This is a genomic window from Bartonella heixiaziensis (genome assembly GCF_046245125.2).
GTDB lineage: Bacteria > Pseudomonadota > Alphaproteobacteria > Rhizobiales > Rhizobiaceae > Bartonella > Bartonella heixiaziensis.
In genome coordinates, this window is record NZ_CP176404.1 from 771169 (window position 1) to 794030 (window position 22862).

Here is a 22862-nt window from a genome sequence, read left to right on the forward strand (position 1 = left end):
TTTTGTTTTTTCTATTACCTATAAATCAACATCCAAACCTAGCGCAGCAGCATGTTTGAGATAAATATTAAGACGGTTCTGTACAACACAAGCCACTCATCTTTTGTATGCCAGATTGGGACGAGCATGTTGCATATATCTATTTGAGTGATTTCTAAAACAGGGATACAGTCTAATTTGAGGAGAATATGAAGGCGTAAATGTAGAAACCAGTTTCCATCTTTACCATCATTTTTAATTCGGTTTTAAGGCTTTCAAATGCATCCACAGCAATGTCTTTTTAACAATGGAGATTACATATTGCCCCGCGCTTTTTCTCACGTTTTTTAATGGGGGCACATCCCTTATGTAAAAGAAAACGCCATTGTGTTACATATATCACGGGCTTGTTTTAAAGAAACATTTCTTAAAGCACCCAAAGCCCATTTTAAGACGCTACTCGTGAATGGTATAATGATAAATCTATTGAGCACCATCATTATATTTGCCAGTCCCCAATGTGACGACAGCTCCTGCATTGAAACAGTTTATAAGAATTCCTTTCTTTAAGTATTTTACCCACACGTCAGCCTCGCTTGTGACGCACAAGCGAATGATTTTGATTGATTCAAGATAAAGAGATTTGAAATGAGAGAATCCCAAGATATTTGGAATTCTCACTCAAGTTACAAACAATGCATTATCATTAAAATCAAGCTGTTGTCAGAATAAAATAATTTTATTGTTTAAAAGAATGATAGCGTGGTTATAAAGACTAAAAATCTTTAAGAATTTTGTTCACTTGTTTTTTCGTGCAGTTTTATATAGTTGAGTGGTAGTTCCGTTGTGTATTTAATCTGCTCCATCGCGAAAGAAGATGAAACATCACGAATATCAATTTTAGCAATTAATTTTTTGTAAAAAAGATCATAAGCTTCAATATCGGGAACAACGACACGTAATAAATAGTCAATATCTCCACTCATCCGATAAAATTCAATCACTTCACGAAATTCTTGTACAATTTTGGAAAAGCGCTTAAACCATTCGTGGCTGTGTGTATTTGTGCGAATAGAAACAAAAACAGTAACGTGTGCATTTACTTTTTCTGGAGAAAGAACAGCGACACGGCGTTGAATAACACCATCTTCTTCAAGTTTTTGAATTCTGCGCCAACAAGGCGTGGTAGAAAGCCCAACTCTTTTAGCGATATCAGCGACAGAGAGTGTCGCATTTTCTTGCAAAAGATGCAAAATTTTTCGATCAAGACGATCCATGGTTTTTTTCTCAATATTCAGTTTATAAAAATTTACGCACTAAACTGCGCAGATACACAATCAGCTCATCATTAAACCATAGATTTTTCTGTAACCAAGAAGTGTTTCGCCATGATGGATGGGGTAAAGGCATGACATTATAGCCTCGAGGTTGACGTATGGAGAGAATGTTTTTCCAATCATGGATGGTTGCTGAGACAGTTTTATGTTTTAACTCTGTAATATGCCATTTTTGCGCATAACTGCCAATAGCAAGAACAAGTTTTATTTGCGGCATGGCTTGAAATACCTTTTCGTGCCATATTTCTCGACATTCACGCCTTGGTGGCAAATCAGATTTATTTTGATCATAACCTGGAAAACAAAATCCCATAGGAACAATAGCAAATAGAGACTTATTATAAAATTCATCACGTGTTACATTGAGCCAGTAGCGTAATCTTTCTCCAGAACGATCATTAAAAGGAATGGAACTTTCATGTACACGCAGCCCTGGCGCTTGACCTGCGATTGCTATTGAAGCGGTACTCGATAAATAAACCACAGGGTTTGGTTCATGTAGAAGAGGAGGAAGGTAATGTGGATTCTTGATACAAACACGACAGGAATAAATTTTTTTCTCAAGTTTGAGGATTTGACTACGCTGTTGTTTTTTCATCTGCAAATAGGAAATTAAAGAATAGGTTACAAAAAAGAAAATACTTTATTCTGTTCGAGGATGCATTTTTCGCCATTCTCTCGGTTGTTGAAAACTTGACCGCCATATTCCCTTTTTTTTCTTTCTGGCTTCTTGTTCTTCTTGAGGATAGTCATGGTAACTTACAGCCCAACCATTATGTACAATTGTTGCGTTGATGTTGCTGACTTGCTTTGTTTTACATGTCGCAAGAATGCGGCGATATTTATCTTTTTTATACCAATGACATGTAACAAGCTGGTTTGCTATAAGTCGTTCTAAATATTTTTTTGCGTCAAGTCCGCAGGGGTAGCGTGCTTTTTTTGTACCACAAAATTGATGGAGTTCAGGAGCATCAATTCCTGAAAGCCGAATCATGCTAGAAGAAATCATGATTGAATCACCATCAATAATGGTTGCATTTCCTTTGATAGATTCCTTAGAAACAAAAACTCCTTTTTGAGGGTGTGTTTGAATCTGCTTAAAATAAACTGTTGTAATGATAAGAATGGTAGCAGCGATAAGAATACTAAAATATATTACAATCTTTAGGTTAAAGTTTCTTAGATCAAAATGAGATTTTTTTTTCATAAAATCAAAAAGCTACGACCATGATAAGCTTAATTTAGAGAGGATTCGCTTATAAATTTTGCACTAAGTTTCCATTACTTTAACAAAAAACTACCCTTCATTAGAATAGAAGAATTTTTGTGTATCCAATTCACTTTATTCTTGATTCGATATCATCAACACATCAAAAATAAATATCATGATGATACTCATAATCAGAATACAGAAAAGCATTAAAACAAATAACTCAACTTCTTTTCATTCTGTACAAGTTTATGATAAAATATAAAAACACAGATACACTATCGCCTTATATTCTTTAATCACCTACATTTTTAAATTAAAAAAACAAACAATAATCCCCTAAAAACAACTTTAAAGAGCAATTCAATTTGCATTTACTCTCGGCAATAGGAGTTATCGTTTAAATAATGTAAATTAATTACTTTATTTTTGTCTCTTTAAATTCGACGTGCTTTTTTACAACTGGATCGTATTTACGTTTGCTCATCTTATCTGTCATTGTACGACTGTTTTTCTTTGTCACATAAAAAAAACCAGTGTCTGCAGTTGACAAAAGCTTGATCTTAATGGTTGCTGCCTTAGCCATAATTAAGAGTCCTATTTACACTGAAAACGATATCATTTTACTCTCAGAATCTATTTCAGATGCCATGAGATTCTTTCGCAACACTACGGATGTTCTAAAAAAAGTCAAGAGCCGATTAATTTTATCATGCGTTAGACAATTACCAAAACAATATTTAAGGCAAAAAACAAGCCATCGTAGCTGAAAACCAAATGGTTTAAAGATATCCTATTGCTTGGCCAATACGGGGTCGGTCTGATGAGTATACTGATTTCTTTTGCCAACTCGATAATAGGAAGCAAAATTATTAAAGCAGCGACAAAATAACAAGAATAAATATAGCAAAAGATAAAGGTAGGATTGGCAGTAGCAAGCTTGTGCTCTTCGGTGTATGTTCTTGACTGTGCAAGCTAGACTATAGAAAGGCCAGAAAAGATGCTCTCGAAGAAAAAGAGAGCAAACAGAAAAATCCATTGCGGTCTGGTTATCCAAGGTAAAATAAAAATTTCAATAAAGTTTAGGATACGTAGCCCATAAAGCGATGGAGTCAATTCTTTGTGGACTTGTTCATTTTTGATAGGAATTAAGAGTAAACATTATTTACAAATGTTGTCATAATTTTTTTGTCTTATTTTATTATATCCAATGGGTTAAACTAAGATGGCATAAAAATAAATATCCCTATTTGGACAGAACTATAAAAAAATACTGCTGCCTTTGAGGTGAGAACGTGAAAAAAAATATAGGAACAATAGCGTATATTGGATTTCTTTAGATTTTTTATTTAATTTCCAAGCCACCAAAATTGGTATACTAGCAAATACAGTAAGGACATGTTCAGTAATAAAATGTATAAATCCTTGTGTCCTTACTTTCTCCAGCAGTGTTGGCTTCCATTTTTATATATAATATAAATAAAAAATACAAAACCACGTTTTTCAGGTGTTGTGCACCTGTTGATCTAAGGCTCTGAAAAGAGTGAATATAATTTTAATGCTAAATTGCAATATAAATCTTAACTTGAACCATACTCATATTTATTAAAAAAAATAAAACCTTAAAAAACTTAAAGAGCCAATAACCATCATAAGATAAGCGATATTTTTTTGATAATATTTAGATATGGAATGATTCGAGAAAAAAATGGATGCAATAATGATGACGATTCCATCAGCTGTTTTGCTATAACCCATGACAGTCTTTGAAACACTTCTCTCAGCCATCAGCAGTAAGACATACTATATTCCCATTCCCAATGTTTTCCTAACAGTGTGCCTATGGTTGCATGCAAAACATTGTTTTGAACATCCAATTTTTTTATGGTTATCATTTATTAAAAATAAAATACACAATTCCATATGATGAAGAAGGGGGGTGGCTTACCTAAAATAACACAATACAATACATTGTTTAAAAGTTGCTTTTAATATACTGTTTTTATTATTAAAATTTTATTTTAGACTTGTGTTTCTAAAGATTAATTATCTTTACAATTTTTTTATAATACGATGAAAGTTGTGGTATTGAAAAATTGTCGTGTGGATTTTAATTTTTACTTAGTTGCTTAGTTTTTATCTCATATTATTTTTTTTCATAAAAAACACGCTTTCGTTTTTTCGCTATAAATTTGTTTTTATGATAGGATGCAGATGAAAAGGCTATTGGGCGAGGTTCTGTTAAGAGCTCAAAGCATAAAGAACCAGCAAAAGGTTGTACTTTTATAAGCTTCACCTCTACAACATCACTCAGTTGATAGCCCTTATGGCTACGCTTTCCTGTAAGGACATGTTGCACTTCATCAAAATGATAATAATCATTTTTAAGTGTAGAAATAGGTACGAAACCATCAATATTGAGTTTTTCAAGCGAGATAAAAAGACCTGCTTTTGTAACTCCGGAAATGCGACCTACAAAAGTACGTCCAATTTTGTTTGTTAAATAGTGTGCGACAAGTCGATCAATGGTTTCTCTTTCAGCCATCATTGCACGGCGTTCATATAAAGAAATTTGCGTAGCAATTTCTGTAAGATTTTGTTCTTGTGCATCTGTTAGGTGGTCGTCACCTAATTTCAGACTTTTAATGAGTGCTCGATGAATAATAAGATCAGCATAACGACGGATGGGGGATGTGAAATGTGTATAATTATGTAGGTTTAAACCAAAGTGGCCGATATTTTTGGGATTATACTCAGCTTGAGATTGTGAGCGCAGAATAACTTGGTTGACCAATTCTTTTTGGGGTGTATTCGTCACTTTTGCCAGAATGCTATTAAGGCGCGCTGAGGTAAGTTCGCTTCCGCGGGAGAGTGGTATCCCCAAACTCTGAAGAAAGCTCCGAAGTATTTCTTGCTTAGCAAGAGAAGGTTTTTCATGAATACGATAAATGAAGGGTTGATGATGTTCTTTTAATGTTTCAGAAGCCGCAATATTCGCTTGTATCATGAATTCTTCAATCAAACGATGTGCTTCTAACTGTGTTTCATTCACAACATCTTGGACACAACCATCCTGATTAAGAATAATCTTTTTTTCTGCTATTTCTAATTCTAATGGTTGTCGACGAGTACGCGCGATTTTGAGACATCCATAAGCTTCCCACAATGGTTGCAAAATGCTCTCAAAAAGAGAAGCTGTTTTTTCATTTATATTACCTTCAATTGCCAATTGTACTTCTTGATAAGAGAGTTTGGCTACTATACGCACCATAATACGATGAAAACTATGTTTTCGTTTGTTCCCGTTTGCATCAAAAATCATACGAACTGCTAAAGCTGGTCTTTCTTTTTTTTCACGCAGAGAGCATAAATCATTAGAAATGCGCTCGGGGAGCATTGGCACAACGTAATCAGGGAAATAAACAGAATTCCCCCGCTTCAAAGCTTCTTTATCTAAAGCACTTCCCGTTTTGACATAGGAAGAAACGTCTGCGATTGCGACAACAACAATCCAACCGTCTCTATTTTTAGGATCTTTATCTCGTGTTGCATAAACTGCATCATCATGATCTTTTGCATCTGGTGGATCAATTGTAATGAGTGGCAATTGTCGCCAATCTTCACGATTGTCTATGCTAACAGGTTTTACATTTTTTACTTGTTTAAGAACATCTTCAGGAAAAGTATAAGGAATTTTTTTCGAAAGAAGAGCAATCATTGAGAGTGTTTTTTCACTCTTAATGTGTCCTACAACATTCTTTATTTTTGCACTCTTTAATCCATAACCAGTATTTTTTTTAATTTCGACTTCAACAAGATCACCAGATTCTACATTAATTTCTGAAGACTCATCAATAACCAGTTCATCAGTTTTGCGTTCTATAGGATCAAGTCGCCATTGGCCATTTTCTAATTTTCGCACAACGCCAAACGTGTTTTTGGGTGATATATCAATTTTACGAATAATCCGCCCTGTATAAGAAGAATGTTGAGAAGATTTATTTTTAGAAATCTTTATAAGAATATGATCTCCAACACCAATACTTACTCCTTTTATGCGATGAAAAGGGAGTATTTCAATATTTGGTTTTGAATCATTTTCCCACTCAAGAGGTTGTGCAATAAAACTGCCGTCTTCATCACGTCCGCTAATTTTTACGATAGCAACCGTTGGTGATTTTCCTTTATTTACTGTCTTTTTATGCTTTTTTGGTATCAATTTATGATTTTTCAAATCACGCAATATATCTCTTAACCAGATACGAGAATCTCTTTTTAAGTTAAAAGCTTTAGTTATTTCACGTTTACTTGAATGATCAGGATTCTCGTTAATAAAGGAAAGAATTTCTGCCTTATTGGGCAGTCGTTCCAAATTCAGCGCTTGAAAATATTTTGTTTTTTTTTCGCCTTTAGCCAAAATTTATGTCTCTTTTGTTTTAGAAGAAGCTCTTTTTGAGTTTACTTTTTTACCAGACGCTTTAGCCAATATCAGTTCTAATGCTTCTGAAAGTGTTACATTAATTGGATCTTTATCTTTTGGCAATGTTGCATTAATTTTGCCCCAATTCACATACGGACCGTAACGTCCATTGCGGATGGTGATAGCTCCTCCATCTGGATGCTCCCCTAATGTTGCGAGTGCTGCGGTTGTCGTTCTGCTTCGCTTTGTTTTATTTTCTTGTTTTTCGGCAAGTACTGTAACCGCACGATTGATTCCAATATCAAAAACTTCGTCTGAATGAAGAAGGGGCGCAGATTTACCATCATGTGTAAGGTAGGGACCATACCGGCCAATTGTGGCTGTGATTATTTTGCCTGTTTCAGGATGAATGCCAATTTCACGGGGCAGAGATAGTAAGGCTAAGGCTCTATCAAGAGTTATATTTTCTGTTTGCCATTCTCTTGGTAGTCCTGCACGCTTGGCTTCTTTGCTTTCACCAAGCTGAATATAGGGTCCAAAACGACCATTGCGAAGAGAAATATCTTTTCCTGTTTGAGGATCAATACCAAGCATAACGGGTTCATCGTTACGCATGACTTCATTCTCTTCTCCTGTATCTGTTCCCAATTGGCGCGTGTATTTGCATTCGGGATAATTAGAACAGCCAACAAATGCACCATAACGCCCTAGCTTTAATGATAATTCACCGTTTGTACAAAGAGGACAAGAACGGACATCGCTTCCGTCTTCACGGGCAGGAAAAGCGAGAGGCGCTAATGTCACATTTAAAACGTCAAGGACATTGGTTATACGGAGTTCTTTGATGTTCGTAATAGACGCGTTAAATCCATCCCAAAAATCACGCATTACATCTTTCCAAGAAAGTTTTCCATCTGATATAAGGTCCAGTTTTTCCTCAAGATCTGCTGTGAAACCATATTCTACATAGCGATTAAAGAAATTTTCGAGAAAAGCTGTAACAATACGTCCTTTAACATCGGGAAGAAGCTTTCGTTTATCAATTGTGATATATCCACGATCACACAATGTCGCCAATGTAGAGGCATAGGTTGAAGGACGACCAATGCCAAGCTCTTCAAGCTTTTTAATTAAGGAGGCTTCAGAATAACGAGGAGGTGGTTCTGTAGTATGTTGTATGGATTCAATTTTTTCTTTTGTAAGAGCTTCACCAGTATTCATTTGTGGCAAGTGTGTCGCTTCATTTTCTTCACTGTTTTCTTCCTCTCGTTGATCAGTGTAGACAGAAATAAAACCATCAAAACGAATAACAGAACCTGTCGCACGTAGATTTGCATGGTTTTCTCCTTGCTGAGCTTCAATTTCAACAGTTGTGCGTTCAATTTCAGCGGAACGCATTTGACTGGCAATCGCGCGCTTCCATATCAGCTCATAGAGCTTAGCTTGATCGCTGTCGAGAAAATCGCGTACTTGACTGGGAATACGTTGAAAATCCGTAGGGCGGATGGCTTCATGTGCTTCTTGTGCGTTCTTTGCTTTTGTTGAATAAAAACGCGGTTTTTCAGGAATGTAATTACTACCAAAGGACTCACAAATTACTTTCCGTGCTGTATCAATGGCTTCTGGTGCTATTTGTACACCATCAGTACGCATATAGGTAATAAGTCCTGCCATTTCACCATTAATTTCAATACCTTCATAAAGCTTTTGAGCAATTTGCATGGTCCGAGAAGCTGAGAAACCTAGCTTTGAAGAAGCTGCTTGCTGTAAAGTAGATGTTGTAAATGGAGGGGAAGGATTTCTTTTAGTGGGTTTTGCTTCAACACTTAATGTGCGATATTTTGCTTCCTCCAACATAAGGCGAATCTGATCTGCTTGTTTTTGAGACTGAATATCAAGTTTTCCAATCTTTTTTTGATTAAACATCGTTAATCTTGCAGGGAAACCGTCATTGCGGATGGTTTTCAAGTGCGTTGTAATAGTCCAATAATCTTCTTTAATAAAATGTTCTATTTCTGATTCACGATCACAAATAATGCGCAAGGCAACCGATTGAACGCGACCAGCCGAACGTGCACCGGGAAGTTTTCGCCATAAAACAGGGGAAAGTGTAAAACCTACAAGATAATCGAGGGCACGACGTGCAAGGTAGGCATCTACAAGTGATGTATCAATATCACGTGGATTGTTCATGGCATCAAGCACAGATTTTTTGGTAATTGCATTGAACACAACGCGTTTAATAGGTTTATCCTTTAAAACTTTTTTTTGACGAAGAACATCAAGAATATGCCATGAAATAGCTTCCCCTTCACGATCAGGGTCTGTTGCTAAAATAAGGCTATCGGCTTCTTTGACTGCTTTTGCTATTTCATTCAAACGCTTAGCGGAGGCAGAATCCACATTCCATTTCATAGAAAAATCTTGATCGGGTAGAACAGAGCCATCTTTTGCAGGTAAATCACGAACATGTCCAAATGAAGCTACGACTTTGTATTCAGATCCAAGATATTTATTAATTGTTTTTGCTTTTGCTGGAGATTCAACGATAACGATATTCATAATTTTACCCGAATGTTGCAATAGAAAACTTTTTTATAAACCCCTTTCATGCGAATAGCCAATGCCAATTGGTGAAGAACACATAAAAAATATTAATATTTATACAACTTGTGATTGTTATTATTGATATTACACCCTATATAAAATCGCACGACTTATTTTCCGCAGTTAATACAAAAATATACGGCGAAATACTAAGATAGCGTCTATTGAGAAATAGGAGGGGAAATGCTCAAGGATAGAAGATTATGTTTATAAATCATTTAAAAGTTATCCAATACATTACAGATATGTCAAAACAGATGAACCAAATGGCGCGTCAAGCTCGGAGTCCTCTTTTAGCTTTACTTTTGGATATGGTGGCTAAAGAGGGGCAAAGTATTATTAATAGTGCTGAGACGCTTGGAGAGGATCCAAACTCGACAATGACACATAACCACCAGAGTGTCGAATAAGCTTTCCAGCGAGCTCGAGTTCAACCAACAAAAGGTAAAGGTGTTGTAATGGAACACCTGAGTGGGTGCTGAGTGTGTCTAAATCAATTGGAGTCATTGAGAGGGCGGAGAGGACGGCTGTACGTTCTGTGTCATCTCCAATTGAAGGGGGGCTACAGCTTTCTTCTTCAGGTAAACAAAAACTTTCTTTTTCAATTTTAAGGGTTTCTGCTTCCTCAAAGAAATTAAGTTGAGAATTAAGGGACATTGGGGTTAAGGGAGTAAGTGTTTCTACAATGTCAGAGGGGTGCGTGGTTAGTAGGGCACCATCCTTGATAAGGTTGTTTGTACCAACGGACCTTGGATCAAGTGGAGAACCGGGAATGGCAAAAATCAATCGTCCCATTTCGGTAGCTTGACGTGCGGTAATAAGAGATCCTGATCGCAGTGCAGCTTCTACAACCAAAAGTCCGAGTGATAAACCAGCAATAATGCGATTTCTTCTTGGAAAATCGATAGCGCGCGGTTTCCAAGCAATGGGCATTTCACTGATAATTGCTCCACCGTTTGCAATAATATCCTCGTATAGTTTTTTGTTTTCAGGAGGGTAGATGTGATCAATTCCACCAGCCATTACTGCGACTGTACCTGTTAACAGACTTGCTTGGTGTGCAATGCTGTCAATTCCACGGGCTAATCCAGAAATAATTGTAAAACCAGCATCCCCCAAAAAATGAGCAAATTGAGCAGCAAGTTTTTTGCCCGCTGCTGAAGCATTTCGAGATCCCACAATTCCAACAGAAGGTTTCTGAAAAGCTGCAACATTGCCTTTTATGGTAATAAGTGGTGGTGATGCTTCTGTGACCTTAAGAAAGGCTGGATAATCCGGTTCTCCTATACCAACAAATCGAATACCTAATCTTTCAGCTTCTTGTATTTCTTTTTCAGCATCTTCTAACGTTGCTATTCGGATAGGCGTACAAAGTCCACCCTTTCTGCTAAGACCAGGAAGTGCTGCTAGAGCATTTTCTGCTGTTTTATAATGATCAATGAGATTGCGAAAACTCACTGCTCCAATATTTTCACTACGCAACAACCGTAACCAGTTTAGACGTTGATAATCAGTGAGCAGGATTCCTTTATTTATCCCCGTTTTGAGTCCCAATCTTACTTTCTTTCCCAACTAATAATCTACCGATATTGGCGTAATGCTTTATATACACAAATACGCTCATCGCAAACAGCATAAAATAGAAATAAGGATCGGAAAAGTAAAAAACAAATATCGGAGTTATAACAACAGCAACGAGTGCGGATAATGAAGAATAGCGTGTAAGCAGAAAAAATACGATCCACACAGCAACGAAAACGATTGCTGCTGGCCAGTAAAATCCTAAGCATACACCCAGATAGGTTGCAACCCCCTTGCCACCTTTAAATTTAAGCCATATGGGGAAAAGATGTCCCAAAAAGGCAAAAAAACCAGCTAGAAAAACAATAATACTATTTTCTACCGGATAACTTAGAAATTTTGCAATAAAAACTGCAACAGTGCCCTTCAATATATCGCAAAAGAGTGTAAGAGCAGCAACTCTTTTATTTCCTGTTCGTAAAACATTTGTAGCTCCAATATTTCCAGAACCAATTGTTCTCACATCGCCAAGTTTGGCTAATCGCGTAAAAAGTAGTCCAAATGGAATTGATCCAACGAAATAAGATATCAGGAGGATAAACCATGGTGTGAAAGAAAAAAGTGTCTCTACTTCATTCATTAAGAATCTCATAAAGTTTGTTGATCAAGTTTAAAAACAGATCGTCCTTTAACAAAGGTTTGAAGAACACGTCCTTGGAATCGTGCATTCTCAAAAGGTGTATTTCTTGAACGTGAGTGTAACTTCTCTGCAGAAACTATCCATGGCTCATCAAGATCAACCAAAATAAGGTCTGCATAAGCACCTTTTCTGAGTGTTCCTGCATTAAGTCCAAAAAGTTTTGCAGGAGCCGTTGATAAAAGTTCTGTTAATCGTAGAAGAGGTATGGTTTCATTATGGTAAAGGCGTAAAGCGGCACTTAATAAAGTTTCCATGCCAATGGCACCTGCAGCTGCATCATTAAAGGGTAGATGTTTTCTATCAATGCTCTGAGGTTCATGGGAAGAAACGATAATATCTACTGTGCCATCTTTTATTGCTTCAATCATAGCTATACGATCTTCTTCTGTACGCAATGGGGGCATGAGGCGGAAAGAGGTACGATATTCACCAATGTCATTTTCATTAAGAGATAAGTGATTAATGGATACACCGGCTGAAATTTTCTCACTCCGTTGCTTGCCTAAACGAAGTGCGTCAGCAGACAGTGCTGTTGATATTTGTGCAGCATGGTAGCGTGTTTGTGTTAATGCTGCTAAGCGCAGATCTCTTTCGAGTGGGATGACTTCTGCTTCGCGGGGAATTCCAGAAAGACCAAGCCAACTTGCTAGTAATCCTTCATTCATAACGCCTTGTTCTGTAAGATCTTTGTCTTGTGTTTCGTGTATTAATGTGACATCAAAATCACGTGCATAAGTCATTGCACGTCGCATAACAGATGAACTTTGAAGCGTTTTTTTTCCTTCACAAAAGGCAACAGCTCCTGCATCTTTTAGTAAGCCGAATTCCGCTATTTGCTGTCCGTTGAAACCTTGAGTAATCGCAGCAACGGGATAAATGTTGACAGATGACTTTTCTTGTACCGTATGCCTAATAAATTCAACAAGTGCTACATTATCAATGACTGGACGCGTATCTGGCATCATGAGGAAAGAAGTAATACCACCTGCTACTGCTGATTGACTTGCTGATGCGATTGTTTCACAGTGTTCATTGCCTAATTCTCCGACGAAGACGCGGGCATCAACAAGACCAGGGAGAATCGCTTTGTTTTGTGCATTAACAATTTCTGCTCCTTCTGGGATTCCCTGATTTAGGGCTTCTTTTCCAGCAGCTGTAATCAGCCCATTTTCAACAATAACTGTGCCAATTTCGTCTATTGCGCGTGAAGGATCAATAATTCGGGCGTTTTGAAAAACACTTGGCTTTGTCATTTTTTTTCTCCACTTTCCGTCTTAAGGCGTGAATCTAATAAAGCTTCCATGACAGCCATACGTACAGCGATTCCCAACTCTACTTGTGTATGAATCATGCTTTTTGGTCCATCTGCTATGTCAGATGCGATTTCTATACCACGGTTGATTGGACCAGGATGTAGAATAATGCAATTGCTTTTGGCATAAGACAAATTTTCTTTATGTAAGCCGAAATAATGAAAATATTCATGAATAGAAGGAATAAAAGAACCTGTCATACGTTCATGTTGTAAGCGCAACATCATGATGACATCAGCGTCTTTAAGACCTTCTTTCATTGTATTAAAAACCTCAACGCTCATATCAGTGATTCCTGTGGGCAAGAGTGTTGAAGGAGCAACAGCACGTACACGTGCCCCCAAAGCATTGAGACTAAGGATATTGGAACGTGCAACACGTGAGTGCAAAATATCTCCGCAAATTGCAACAGTTAATCCTTCAATACGGCCTTTTGTTCTTTTAATGGTCAAAGCATCCAATAAAGCTTGTGTTGGATGTTCATGGGCGCCATCACCTGCATTAATGACGCAACAATCAACTTTTTGTGCTAACAAAGCAGCTGCTCCAGCGCAATGATGACGAATGACGAGAATATCTGGTTTCATCGCATTGAGGGTTGTGGCCGTATCAATTAATGTTTCTCCCTTTTTTACAGATGAATTGCCAATGGAAAGACTCATTACGTCTGCTCCCAACCGCTTGCCTGCTAATTCAAACGAGGATTGTGTTCGCGTGGAAGATTCAAAGAAGAGATTAATTTGCGTGCGTCCACGCAATATAGATTTTGTCTTATCACTTTTTTTAGAAAGGATAACATTGGCATCTGCACGATCAAGCAATGTGCTAAGGTCTTGTACACTCAGACCCTTAATGCCTAAAAGATGTTGATGGGGGAAAAGGGGGAAAAAAGAGTTTTGAGTCATAGCATTCTTTTCTATCTCTCTCTAAAGAGATTAAACAAGCATTTGTTTGAATGTGATAAATGTTTTTTAACTGCAAAAAGACAAATAGTCTATTAATCTATGATTATGAATAATTTGAATAATAGGAATATACCTATGAATGCTGTGTCTGCTCAAAGTGCCCGCCAAAAAAATGCATTCCTTAGTGATACACTAATGTTTCGTATTGCTTCTACTTTGCCTACGTTTTTATTAGCAAGTTTTGAAGAAATAGGAGATTTTGTGGCGAGTCATGAAGCCTATGATCTTTCTTATTTAGCGAATCATTATCGACCAGTATTGCGCTATAATGATGAATGGGGGAAATTAACAGAACACTTGGAGATACACTCTTCTTATCAAGCACTTCAACAATATTCCAGACAGGCTGGTTTAGTCACGTCACTTTGGGAAAACACCACTTCAGAAAATGGGGTACGCTATCAAGCACGTGCTATTCGCTTGGCTTTATCTGCTAGTCTAGAAACAGGGCACTTAAATGAGGTTATTATAACAAGTGCCTCTATTGCTGTATTAATTAGTGATGTTGAGCTCTTCAGAAAATGGCAAAATGTACTTTTATCACGCCAATATGATTTATCATCGAAGCCTATTAATAAAAAAAAGGCAGCTTCGCTTACCTGTGCTTTTGATGAAGCTGAAAAAGGTAAAAAATACTCTTTTAATTTCCCAAGTGTTCAAAAAATCGCTTTTGATGAAAAGATGAAGCGTGATCTTTATCGTTTAAATGTTATAAAAACCAATGTTATTAATCCTATGGTTGACGGATATCTTGTTAGCGCAGAGTTGGATGGTCATTTAAGTTGCTTTTTAGTTCCACGTATACAAGAAAATGGTGCATTAAATGGTAATATATCGATTCATCATTTAGTGCAGCGTTCTGGAGAATCCTCAACGCCAGAAGGGGTGGTTGATTTTCAAGGGTGTTGTGGTTGGCTTTTAGGGAATGCTGGAGAGGGACTTAAAGTCATTAAAGATATCGAGACTATGATGCGTTTCGATCAGTCTGTTATATCAGCAGGGGTTCTACGGGCTGCTCTTCAATTTGGCATAGATTTTTTTCGGCAAAAGATGCCGGATCAGCCTTTGCCGCCGCTGACAGAACGTATTTTTGCAGATATCGCACTTGATATTGCTGCCTCACAAGCATTGGTTTTACGTTTAGCACGGGCATTTGATAATGCTGCCAATGATCGTTCTGAAGCAGCTTTTGCACGAATCATGACGCCTATTATTGCTTATCATGTGAGCCAACTCGTCGTTCCTATTGTCGGTGAAATTATTGCACAGCTTGGTATCGAAAGCTTTATAGAGGGTAATCCATTATCGCAAATGTTGTGTAATGGACCAGCTCGGGTTGTTAGAAATAGTTCTGCTAATCAATTAGTAAAAGATTCAATTCTCATAGCTGAAAAAGCACCAGGATTGTTCCAGAAATTGTTAGAAAAAATTGCATTTGATATTGGTCCAGCGGGGCCGCGGGCAATTGAGATTATCAAATCTGCTGTAAGTATGGCATCGACAAATGAGGGCGCAGGAAGGTTTTTTGTTGAACAAGTGGCGTATGCAGCAGCGGCTGCATCGTTACGTCATGTGGACATAGAACATGTTGCAAATGCCTATATGGAAAGCCGTCTTGGGGGGCAATGGAGATCTTCCTATGGTATGCTGATAGCACGATATAATGCGGGACACTTATTAAATGTCCTTTATCCTTCCATCTGATGAAGAGATTGAATTCTGTCGAGAGCACCTTGCAATATAAAGGCAGCAGCAGCAGAATCAATACGGTTTGCTCTTTTAGTGCGTGATACATCCATTTCTAGAAGGGAGCGTTGTGCGGCAATCGTCGATAAACGTTCATCCCAAAAAACAAAGGGAATTTTTGTATGTATCGCCATATTGCTCACAAAAGTTCTGGTTGCTTGCGCACGAGGACCGCTACTCCCATTCATATTAAGAGGCAAGCCAATGATAACAACCCCCACGTTTTCACGGTCAAAAATTTGTATGAGCGTGTGGGCATCTACCGTAAATTTTTTTCGTCGAAGGAGAGGACGCGGATTTGAAAAATTTAGCCCCATATCAGAAATTGCAATTCCGATCGTTTTTGTACCCAAATCCAAGCTTGCTATTGTTTGTCCGGGCAAGAGATGTGTAATAACTTGATCTATGTTAATAACAGTCATGTAGCCTATAATTCATTTTTTTAATATTTCAGATGCATACTTGATATTTTGTCTTTACGTTAATATTCTTGGCTTGCAAATTCAGCCTTGTATAGCCAGAATGGGGATAAATAAATATCGTAATAAAAAACAGAAAGGCTTAGTATGTCTGTTGATCAAGAAACAGTCAAGCGGGTGGCACGTTTAGCGCGCATTGCTATTCAAAATGATGAAGCAGAACGTATGGCAAAAGAGCTCAATGTCATTTTAGGTTTTGTAGAACAGTTGAGTGAAGTTGATGTCAGTGGAATTGAACCATTAACATCAGTAATGCCGATGGCTTTACGCATGCGTGAAGATCGTGTCACAGATGGTGATAAAGCGGCTGATGTCATAGCCAATGCGCCCGTTACGGAAGAAAATTTCTTTCTTGTTTCAAAAGTTGTTGAGTAACTTTTTATATTTTTAAAATTTGAGAATCAATATGACCGATTTAACAACCCTTACAATTGCCCAAGCCCGTGATGCTCTCACAAAGGGAGATTTTAAAGCGAGTGAATTAACAGAGGCGTATCTAAAAGCGATTGAATTGGCTAATCCAATTTTGAACGCTTATGTAGCAATAACAGCAGAAAAAGCAATAAAAATGGCTGCTTTATCAGAGAGTCGTTTGGCGAAAGGGCAGGGTGGTTCTTTAGAGGGAATTCCATTAGGCATTAAGGATCTTTTTGCAACACAAGGTGTTCATACGCAAGCTTGTTCGCATATTCTTGATGGTTTTAAACCGCACTATGAATCAACGGTAAGCGCTAATTTATGGAGAGATGGAGCCGTTATGTTAGGTAAGCTTAATATGGATGAGTTTGCTATGGGATCCTCCAATGAGACTTCATATTATGGTCCAGTTATGAGTCCATGGCGAAAAAAAGGCTCCAGCGAAAAACTTGTTCCTGGTGGTTCTTCCGGTGGTTCTGCTGCTGCTGTTGCAGCGGAACTTTGTGCGGGTGCAACAGCGACGGATACAGGTGGATCAATACGCCAGCCTGCTGCATTCACTGGCACCGTAGGAATAAAACCAACTTATGGACGTTGTTCACGGTGGGGGGTCGTAGCCTTTGCCTCCTCACTCGATCAACCCGGTCCTATTGCCAGAGATGTTCGCGATTGTGCTATTTTGCTAAAATCAATGGCTTCTTTTGATGAAAAAGATTCTACTTCCGTGAATTTACCAGTACCTGATTATGAGAGTTATCTTGGTCAATCAATCAAAGGAATGAAAATTGGTATTCCAAAAGAATACCATCTTGAAGGGATGTCCTCTGAAATTATCGAGCTTTGGCAAAAAGGAATAAATTGGCTAAAAGATGCAGGAGCTGAGATCCGCGATATTTCATTACCTCATACAAAATATGCTTTGCCTGCTTACTATATTGTAGCGCCTGCAGAAGCGTCTTCTAATTTAGCACGTTATGATGGTGTCCGTTTTGGTCTCCGTATACCAGGAAAAGACATCATTGAAATGTATGAAAATACCCGCTCAGCTGGTTTTGGTGAAGAGGTAAAACGACGTATTTTGATCGGCACTTATGTTCTCTCATCAGGTTTTTATGATTCCTATTATTTGAAAGCCCAAAAAGTACGAACATTAGTAAAGCGTGATTTTGATCAATGTTTTGCTTCTGGCATTGATGCTATTCTTACACCAGCAACACCAACGCCGGCTTTTGGCATTGCTGATAAAAAAATAAAAAATGATACAGTGGCAATGTATCTCAATGATATTTTTACTGTACCCGTGAATATGGCTGGTTTGCCAGGAATCTCTGTTCCTGCTGGTCTTTCAGTAAATGGTTTACCACTAGGATTACAATTGATTGGTAAGCCTTTTGCTGAAGAAGTCATTTTTCAAATAGCGCACATTCTAGAGAAAGCTGCGGGAGTGTTCAGGGTAGAAAAATGGTGGACGTGACAATAAAAAAGCTCGGCTTTTTATAAAAAAGTTTTACTTAAAAAAATATTGCTCCTAGACTCGATGCTTATGCACTTAAGTTAAGATTTGAGATAAATATGAGGTCGTGATAACGTTCCGTTTCTATAAACGGAACGTTCCTAGAGGAAGGGACATCAAGAGCAGAGATTGGCAAAGAATTTACAATTTATTGCGGAGTTTTTTCTAGGATCAACGTGAGGACTAAAAGCTTTTTCCGTGGTTTTATTAAATGTGCTCATTTTATTTTAAAATAGGGTGGTAAGAATTTATCCTCTCCTATAGCCAATGAACGTAGAACCCATAAATGTTATGCACTTTGGTGTAAGGTAAGGAAGGTGTCAGTTTTTGCAAGGATTTGCCAATGACTATGCTAAAGACATATGACACCGATCTGTGATGATCGATACCAGCTTTGTTTGTGTCATCCCTAAGCTACAGATTAGATAAAGCAAGCATAAAAATGTGCTTTGGAAAAAAGGCGCGAGGTGTAGTTAACTAGGTAGATGTATGCTGTATTGGTTTTCTTGCACCACTATTCTTAACTCCAAAGAATTGGAATGACAGGACTTAAATCTCTGTAAGCTTTTGAAGGATTTAGAAAGTCATAATTGATAAACTTATGAAGGTTTTATTTCAAATTCATTAAGCGCGTAAGCAAACCAAATGTGTGCTTGTTATTCCTTTCTGCTCAAACAGAAAACACCGTATCATCACGATAAGCAGCTTCATAAAGAAGGATTCCTTATTAATACAAAGACTGTTATTTTATTGAAACATTTTCACTTAATCAAACGGTTTAGACGTATTTTCTCGCGATTTTATAAAAAGCGTTTTTATGGGATTTAGAACCCCATATTCAACTCCCTTCTATTTTAGAAAAGCTAGGTGTAGAGGAATTTGGAGAGATGCTTCGGAGGAGAATAATCCATAGGTTCTAAAATTATCAGACTGTAATTTTTAGCCACCGAGATATGCTTCTTTAACACGTGGATCAGAAAGCATAGTTTTTCCTTCACCATGAAATAAAATATGCCCCACCTCTAAAATATAAGCATAGTTGGCAATGGAAAGTGCTGCAAATGCGTTTTGTTCAATGAGAAGAACAGTTTTCCCCATATCATTAATTTTTCGTATAATTGAAAAAATTTCTCGTACAAGAAGCGGCGCTAAACCCAGAGAGGGTTCGTCTAATATTACCATGTCAGGATTACTCATGAGTGCACGGCCCACAGCAAGCATTTGTTGCTCACCACCTGACATCGTTCCCCCCAATTGTTTTGCTCTTTCACGTAGGCGTGGAAAGAGATCAAATATCCATTCAATATCACGGGCAATCCCTGCTTTATCATGACGGATATAAGCTCCTAAATTTAAATTTTCTAAAACAGTGAGATGAGGCATAATACGTCGTCCTTCAGGACTCAGAGCAATGCCTAATCGCAAAATGTTTTCTGGTGATTTTTTTATAATTGACTCGCCTTTATACGTAATCTCTCCGTTAACGGATCGATTAAGCCCCGTAATAGAGCGTACAATGCTACTTTTTCCTGCTCCATTAGCACCGATTAAAGTGACTATACTTCCCTTTTTTATAGACATAGAAAGATTTTGAATAGCTTTAATGGCACCATAACGAACGTGAAGATTTTTGATTTCAAGAATGTCCATACACATCTCCGCCAAGATAAGCTTCAATAACCTTAGGGTTGTTGCGAATTTCATTTGGTGTGCCATTGGCAATACAACAGCCATATTCCATTACCCAAATATATTGGCAAAGCCCCATAACAACTTTCATATCATGCTCGATAAGAAGAATGGTAAGATCAAACTCTTTTTGTACTTTTGCTATGAATTTTCTAAGCTCTTCACTTTCTTGTGGATTCATACCAGCAGCAGGTTCATCAAGAAGAAGTAACTTTGGCTTTGTTGCTAACGCGCGCGCAATTTCTAGACGCCGTTGCACACCATAAGGCAAAGACATAGCGGATTGCTTGGCAAGGTGATCAAGCTGTAGCCGTTCAAGAAGTTCCATTGAATTTTTATGAATCTCACGTTTTTCTTTCATTGCTTTTGGCAAAAACAAAGCCGAAGTAAACCATGGATATTTTTGACGAACATGAGCTCCCACCATAACATTTTGCAAGACCGTTAACCCTGAAAAAAGGCGAATATTTTGAAATGTCCGTGCAATATGGCGTCTGCAGATAATATAAGGAGGCGCTCCAGAAACTTTTTTCTCATCAAAAAGAATTGTTCCGCTCGTGGGGGTATAAAATCCGGAGATCATATTAAAAACAGTTGTTTTTCCAGCACCATTTGGACCAATTAATCCAGTAATTGTTCCCCGTTTAATAGCCATATTAATGTTATTTACAGCAAGCAATCCGCCAAAACGCATCACAATATCATTGAGTGAAAGGATAGTATTGTTCATAACTTTCCCTCATTGTTAGAGAACTTTTTGCGCGTTAAAAAGCAATAAATTCCATTCCATGAGAATTCACGTTGTCCCAACAATCCTTTTCGCCAAAATAAGATAATCATTAACAATAAAAGAGAAAAAACAACCATACGGAGTCCTGGTATCTCTGGAATGTGTATAAAACCTAAGTCAAGCGGACTTTCAATAATGCGAAGCCATTCAAGCATGACTGTAATAATAACGCTGCCAATAATGCTTCCTGTAATTGAACCAAGACCACCAGCAACAACAATCATCAAAATATTAAAGGTTAGAAGAAAGTTAAACATTTTAGGATCGATCGTAGAAATAAGAGCAGCCATCAATGCCCCTCCAATACCTGCAAAAAATGCACCAACCGTAAAGGAAAAGCTACGGTAGAAAAAAGCGTTAATCCCCATTGTTTTCGCGGCAATTTCATCATCACGAATAGCGCGTAACACATTACCAGTATTGCTTCGCAATAAGAGAATAATGAAGGTAATTGTAAATGCTAACCAACCATAGTTCCACCATAATGTTGCATTTTGAGGTATCCCTTTGATTCCAAGTGAGCCATTTGTTAGAGAGGTAGTGTTCGTAATGACAATCCGAATAATTTCTGCAAAACCCAATGTTGCAATTCCAAGATAATCGCCTCCAAGACGTAATACTGGAAGAGCAATCAATAAACCTACGATTGCAGCACACAGACCACTTATAACAACAGCCACAAAAAAAGGTAATTGCAAATAATGCAGCGGCTCAGCTATAGGTTCGAGAAGCCACATCATTTCTTTTTGTTCAGGGGAAAGAAGTAAAATTGCACACACATAAGCACCAATGGCCATGAAACCAGCATGCCCAAGAGAAAACATACCCGTGAAACCGTAAATTAAATTAAGTGAAATTGCTAATATTGCGTTAATCGCAATCAGATTGATAACACGAAGTGTATAGTCGTTAAAATGATTGTTTGCATAAAATAAAAAACCAATAAAAATCAAAATACTGACACATGACAGAAAAGTTGTAGCTGTTTTTGCCATTAGATTTTCTCCTGACTTCTTTTGCCCATTAAACCAGTGGGCATTATCAATAAAATCAGAATCAATAAAATAAAGGCGAAGGCATCTCGGTATCCAGAGAGAGCAGGAAAGAATGCAATAATCATAATTTCAATAAATCCTAGTAATAATCCACCCAACATCGCACCTGGAATTGAGCCAATACCTCCGATAACAGCTGCAATAAATGCTTTGAGTCCAGGAAGAACGCCCATATATGGTTGAATTTGAGGGTAGCGCAGAGACCACATAATGCCCGCAATAGCGGCAAGTGCTGAGCCTATCCCAAATGTGAATGCAATGACTTTATTGACAGAGACACCCATTAAACGAGTCGTTTCGATATCATGCGAGATCGCGCGCATAGCAAGACCAGGTTTGGTTTTATGGATAATCCATAGCAGTAACACAATCAAAAAAAATGATACAATAGGGACGATCAGAGACATAGGAGCAATTCTAATGATTCCCTCTGAGTTTTGTCCTACATGCCATAGAATCGGCTTTACAAGAAAATCTGGCTGCTTTACTCCTTTGGGAACACCGCTAAAAAGTACGGTAGAAAGATTTTCTATAAAAAAGGACACTCCTATTGCACCGATAAGCGCTGAAATACGCGGAGCATGACGCAGAGGTCGATAGGCAAATTGATCAACAGTAATGCCCACTGCACTTGTGATAAAAATTGAAAAACAAATAGCTAAGATCCAAATTGGTGCAAAATCTTGTGGAGCAATTTTAAAATAATAAATGAATCCTAGAACAAGAATAGAAAAAACCGCGATCCAATAAATTGGAGGGCATTTTTTGAACCCTATAAACACCGAATAGTAAACGAGAACAGCAAGCAACACAAGAAGAACAGCTGCCCAAGCAGGCATAAAGCTAATTGTGGAAAAGAAAACAAAATAAGCTCCTAACATAAAAATGTCACCATGAGCAAAATTAATGAGTCTCAGGATACCATAAACCATGGTATAACCAATCGCTATAAGACCATAAAGTGACCCCAATGCCAGTGCATTAAAAAAATACTGGATGAACATTTCAGTGCTCATCTCTCGTCCTTCCACATTTGTTAATTCATATAGGATGAATACGAAACTCTTAAGTGATTTGGTTAAAAAAATATTTTCAACCAAATCTTCTGTTTTGATTACTAA

At 37.7% G+C, this 22862-nt stretch carries 19 protein-coding genes and 1 pseudogene; 4 read left to right on the forward strand and 16 right to left on the reverse strand.

Translation table 11 applies throughout. The features are described 5' to 3' along the window. Window positions 1-21: 21 nt before the first annotated feature. The 7 genes and pseudogenes from ACKC4Y_RS03355 to topA all read right to left on the reverse strand — a co-directional run. A pseudogene (locus ACKC4Y_RS03355) lies at window positions 22-462 on the reverse strand (integrase); the annotation flags it as partial. A 302-nt stretch (window positions 463-764) separates the two neighbouring features. Then, window positions 765-1256, reverse strand: coding sequence for an Lrp/AsnC family transcriptional regulator (locus ACKC4Y_RS03360; protein ID WP_409361961.1), 492 nt, complete (start codon window positions 1254-1256; stop codon window positions 765-767). 22 nt (window positions 1257-1278) lie between these two features. After that, window positions 1279-1914: a uracil-DNA glycosylase family protein gene (locus tag ACKC4Y_RS03365; RefSeq protein WP_409361962.1), complete on the reverse strand. Its 636-nt coding sequence runs from the start codon at window positions 1912-1914 to the stop codon at window positions 1279-1281. A gap of 45 nt (window positions 1915-1959) precedes the next feature. Further along, the gene (locus tag ACKC4Y_RS03370) at window positions 1960-2523 is read right to left on the reverse strand and encodes a thermonuclease family protein (RefSeq protein WP_409361963.1); all 564 of its coding nucleotides are present in this window, start codon (window positions 2521-2523) and stop codon (window positions 1960-1962) included. A 421-nt stretch (window positions 2524-2944) separates the two neighbouring features. Next, complete coding sequence (rpmG, locus tag ACKC4Y_RS03375) at window positions 2945-3112, reverse strand: 50S ribosomal protein L33 (RefSeq protein ID WP_004864083.1); 168 nt, start codon at window positions 3110-3112, stop codon at window positions 2945-2947. A 1560-nt stretch (window positions 3113-4672) separates the two neighbouring features. Beyond that, entirely contained in the window at window positions 4673-6943 is a 2271-nt protein-coding gene (rnr, locus tag ACKC4Y_RS03380) for a ribonuclease R (protein ID WP_409361964.1), read from the reverse strand. Between the two features lie 3 nt (window positions 6944-6946). Next, window positions 6947-9508: a type I DNA topoisomerase gene (topA, locus tag ACKC4Y_RS03385; protein ID WP_409361965.1), complete on the reverse strand. Its 2562-nt coding sequence runs from the start codon at window positions 9506-9508 to the stop codon at window positions 6947-6949. Between the two features lie 248 nt (window positions 9509-9756). Here topA and ACKC4Y_RS03390 point away from each other — a divergent pair, with 248 nt between their 5' ends. Beyond that, window positions 9757-9963, forward strand: a complete 207-nt coding sequence (locus tag ACKC4Y_RS03390; protein WP_345115433.1) for a hypothetical protein — start codon at window positions 9757-9759, stop codon at window positions 9961-9963. Here the strand turns inward: ACKC4Y_RS03390 and dprA are convergent. The 4 genes from dprA to ACKC4Y_RS03410 are packed head-to-tail and all read right to left on the reverse strand — an operon-like array spanning window position 9893 to window position 13992. After that, window positions 9893-11107 (reverse strand): DNA-processing protein DprA, encoded by a 1215-nt coding sequence (gene dprA, locus ACKC4Y_RS03395; protein WP_409362139.1) that lies wholly within the window; start codon window positions 11105-11107, stop codon window positions 9893-9895. The genes ACKC4Y_RS03390 and dprA overlap by 71 nt on opposite strands. Next, window positions 11082-11714: a glycerol-3-phosphate 1-O-acyltransferase PlsY gene (plsY, locus tag ACKC4Y_RS03400; protein WP_409361966.1), complete on the reverse strand. Its 633-nt coding sequence runs from the start codon at window positions 11712-11714 to the stop codon at window positions 11082-11084. Before plsY ends, dprA begins: the two co-directional genes overlap by 26 nt. Before the next feature lie 8 nt (window positions 11715-11722). After that, the gene (locus ACKC4Y_RS03405) at window positions 11723-13027 is read right to left on the reverse strand and encodes a dihydroorotase (RefSeq protein WP_409361967.1); all 1305 of its coding nucleotides are present in this window, start codon (window positions 13025-13027) and stop codon (window positions 11723-11725) included. Further along, window positions 13024-13992, reverse strand: coding sequence for an aspartate carbamoyltransferase catalytic subunit (locus tag ACKC4Y_RS03410; protein ID WP_409361968.1), 969 nt, complete (start codon window positions 13990-13992; stop codon window positions 13024-13026). Before ACKC4Y_RS03410 ends, ACKC4Y_RS03405 begins: the two co-directional genes overlap by 4 nt. Before the next feature lie 135 nt (window positions 13993-14127). Between ACKC4Y_RS03410 and ACKC4Y_RS03415 the strand changes: the two genes are divergently transcribed. Continuing rightward, window positions 14128-15756, forward strand: coding sequence for an acyl-CoA dehydrogenase family protein (locus ACKC4Y_RS03415; protein ID WP_409361969.1), 1629 nt, complete (start codon window positions 14128-14130; stop codon window positions 15754-15756). Here the strand turns inward: ACKC4Y_RS03415 and ruvX are convergent. Continuing rightward, on the reverse strand, window positions 15741-16220 hold the full coding sequence (ruvX, locus tag ACKC4Y_RS03420; RefSeq protein WP_409361970.1) for a Holliday junction resolvase RuvX: 480 nt from the start codon (window positions 16218-16220) through the stop codon (window positions 15741-15743). The genes ACKC4Y_RS03415 and ruvX overlap by 16 nt on opposite strands. Before the next feature lie 144 nt (window positions 16221-16364). On the opposite strand from ruvX, the gene gatC reads away from it, so the two are divergent. Then, window positions 16365-16652: an Asp-tRNA(Asn)/Glu-tRNA(Gln) amidotransferase subunit GatC gene (gene gatC, locus ACKC4Y_RS03425; protein WP_409361971.1), complete on the forward strand. Its 288-nt coding sequence runs from the start codon at window positions 16365-16367 to the stop codon at window positions 16650-16652. A gap of 31 nt (window positions 16653-16683) precedes the next feature. Next, complete coding sequence (gene gatA, locus ACKC4Y_RS03430; protein ID WP_409361972.1) at window positions 16684-18168, forward strand: Asp-tRNA(Asn)/Glu-tRNA(Gln) amidotransferase subunit GatA; 1485 nt, start codon at window positions 16684-16686, stop codon at window positions 18166-18168. Window positions 18169-19146: 978 nt separating this feature from the next. On the opposite strand, the gene ACKC4Y_RS03435 is transcribed toward gatA, so the two are convergent. Genes ACKC4Y_RS03435 through ACKC4Y_RS03450 form a run of 4 tightly spaced genes read right to left on the reverse strand, consistent with a single transcriptional unit; the run spans window position 19147 to window position 22757 of the window. Beyond that, window positions 19147-19857: an ABC transporter ATP-binding protein gene (locus ACKC4Y_RS03435; protein ID WP_409361973.1), complete on the reverse strand. Its 711-nt coding sequence runs from the start codon at window positions 19855-19857 to the stop codon at window positions 19147-19149. Further along, window positions 19844-20626, reverse strand: coding sequence for an ABC transporter ATP-binding protein (locus ACKC4Y_RS03440; protein WP_409361974.1), 783 nt, complete (start codon window positions 20624-20626; stop codon window positions 19844-19846). The genes ACKC4Y_RS03435 and ACKC4Y_RS03440 overlap by 14 nt, the downstream gene beginning before the upstream one ends. After that, window positions 20623-21681 carry a branched-chain amino acid ABC transporter permease gene (locus ACKC4Y_RS03445; RefSeq protein ID WP_409361975.1) on the reverse strand — a complete coding sequence of 353 codons (1059 nt, stop codon included), beginning with the start codon at window positions 21679-21681 and terminating at the stop codon, window positions 20623-20625. The genes ACKC4Y_RS03440 and ACKC4Y_RS03445 overlap by 4 nt, the downstream gene beginning before the upstream one ends. Beyond that, complete coding sequence (locus ACKC4Y_RS03450) at window positions 21681-22757, reverse strand: branched-chain amino acid ABC transporter permease (protein WP_409361976.1); 1077 nt, start codon at window positions 22755-22757, stop codon at window positions 21681-21683. Before ACKC4Y_RS03450 ends, ACKC4Y_RS03445 begins: the two co-directional genes overlap by 1 nt. Window positions 22758-22862 lie beyond the last annotated feature (105 nt).

Excerpts from the sequence above, each read along its gene's own strand:
- ACKC4Y_RS03360 (WP_409361961.1), bottom strand. The coding sequence starts at position 1,256 with ATGGATCGTCTTGATCGAAAAATTTTGCATCTTTTGCAAGAAAATGCG.
- ACKC4Y_RS03365 (WP_409361962.1), bottom strand. The coding sequence starts at position 1,914 with ATGAAAAAACAACAGCGTAGTCAAATCCTCAAACTTGAGAAAAAAATT.
- ACKC4Y_RS03370 (WP_409361963.1), bottom strand. The coding sequence starts at position 2,523 with ATGAAAAAAAAATCTCATTTTGATCTAAGAAACTTTAACCTAAAGATT.
- rpmG (WP_004864083.1), bottom strand. The coding sequence starts at position 3,112 with ATGGCTAAGGCAGCAACCATTAAGATCAAGCTTTTGTCAACTGCAGAC.
- topA (WP_409361965.1), bottom strand. The coding sequence starts at position 9,508 with ATGAATATCGTTATCGTTGAATCTCCAGCAAAAGCAAAAACAATTAAT.
- ACKC4Y_RS03390 (WP_345115433.1), top strand. The coding sequence starts at position 9,757 with ATGTTTATAAATCATTTAAAAGTTATCCAATACATTACAGATATGTCA.
- plsY (WP_409361966.1), bottom strand. The coding sequence starts at position 11,714 with ATGAATGAAGTAGAGACACTTTTTTCTTTCACACCATGGTTTATCCTC.
- ACKC4Y_RS03405 (WP_409361967.1), bottom strand. The coding sequence starts at position 13,027 with ATGACAAAGCCAAGTGTTTTTCAAAACGCCCGAATTATTGATCCTTCA.
- ACKC4Y_RS03410 (WP_409361968.1), bottom strand. The coding sequence starts at position 13,992 with ATGACTCAAAACTCTTTTTTCCCCCTTTTCCCCCATCAACATCTTTTA.
- ACKC4Y_RS03415 (WP_409361969.1), top strand. The coding sequence starts at position 14,128 with ATGAATGCTGTGTCTGCTCAAAGTGCCCGCCAAAAAAATGCATTCCTT.
- ruvX (WP_409361970.1), bottom strand. The coding sequence starts at position 16,220 with ATGACTGTTATTAACATAGATCAAGTTATTACACATCTCTTGCCCGGA.
- gatC (WP_409361971.1), top strand. The coding sequence starts at position 16,365 with ATGTCTGTTGATCAAGAAACAGTCAAGCGGGTGGCACGTTTAGCGCGC.
- gatA (WP_409361972.1), top strand. The coding sequence starts at position 16,684 with ATGACCGATTTAACAACCCTTACAATTGCCCAAGCCCGTGATGCTCTC.
- ACKC4Y_RS03435 (WP_409361973.1), bottom strand. The coding sequence starts at position 19,857 with ATGGACATTCTTGAAATCAAAAATCTTCACGTTCGTTATGGTGCCATT.
- ACKC4Y_RS03440 (WP_409361974.1), bottom strand. The coding sequence starts at position 20,626 with ATGAACAATACTATCCTTTCACTCAATGATATTGTGATGCGTTTTGGC.
- ACKC4Y_RS03445 (WP_409361975.1), bottom strand. The coding sequence starts at position 21,681 with ATGGCAAAAACAGCTACAACTTTTCTGTCATGTGTCAGTATTTTGATT.
- ACKC4Y_RS03450 (WP_409361976.1), bottom strand. The coding sequence starts at position 22,757 with ATGAGCACTGAAATGTTCATCCAGTATTTTTTTAATGCACTGGCATTG.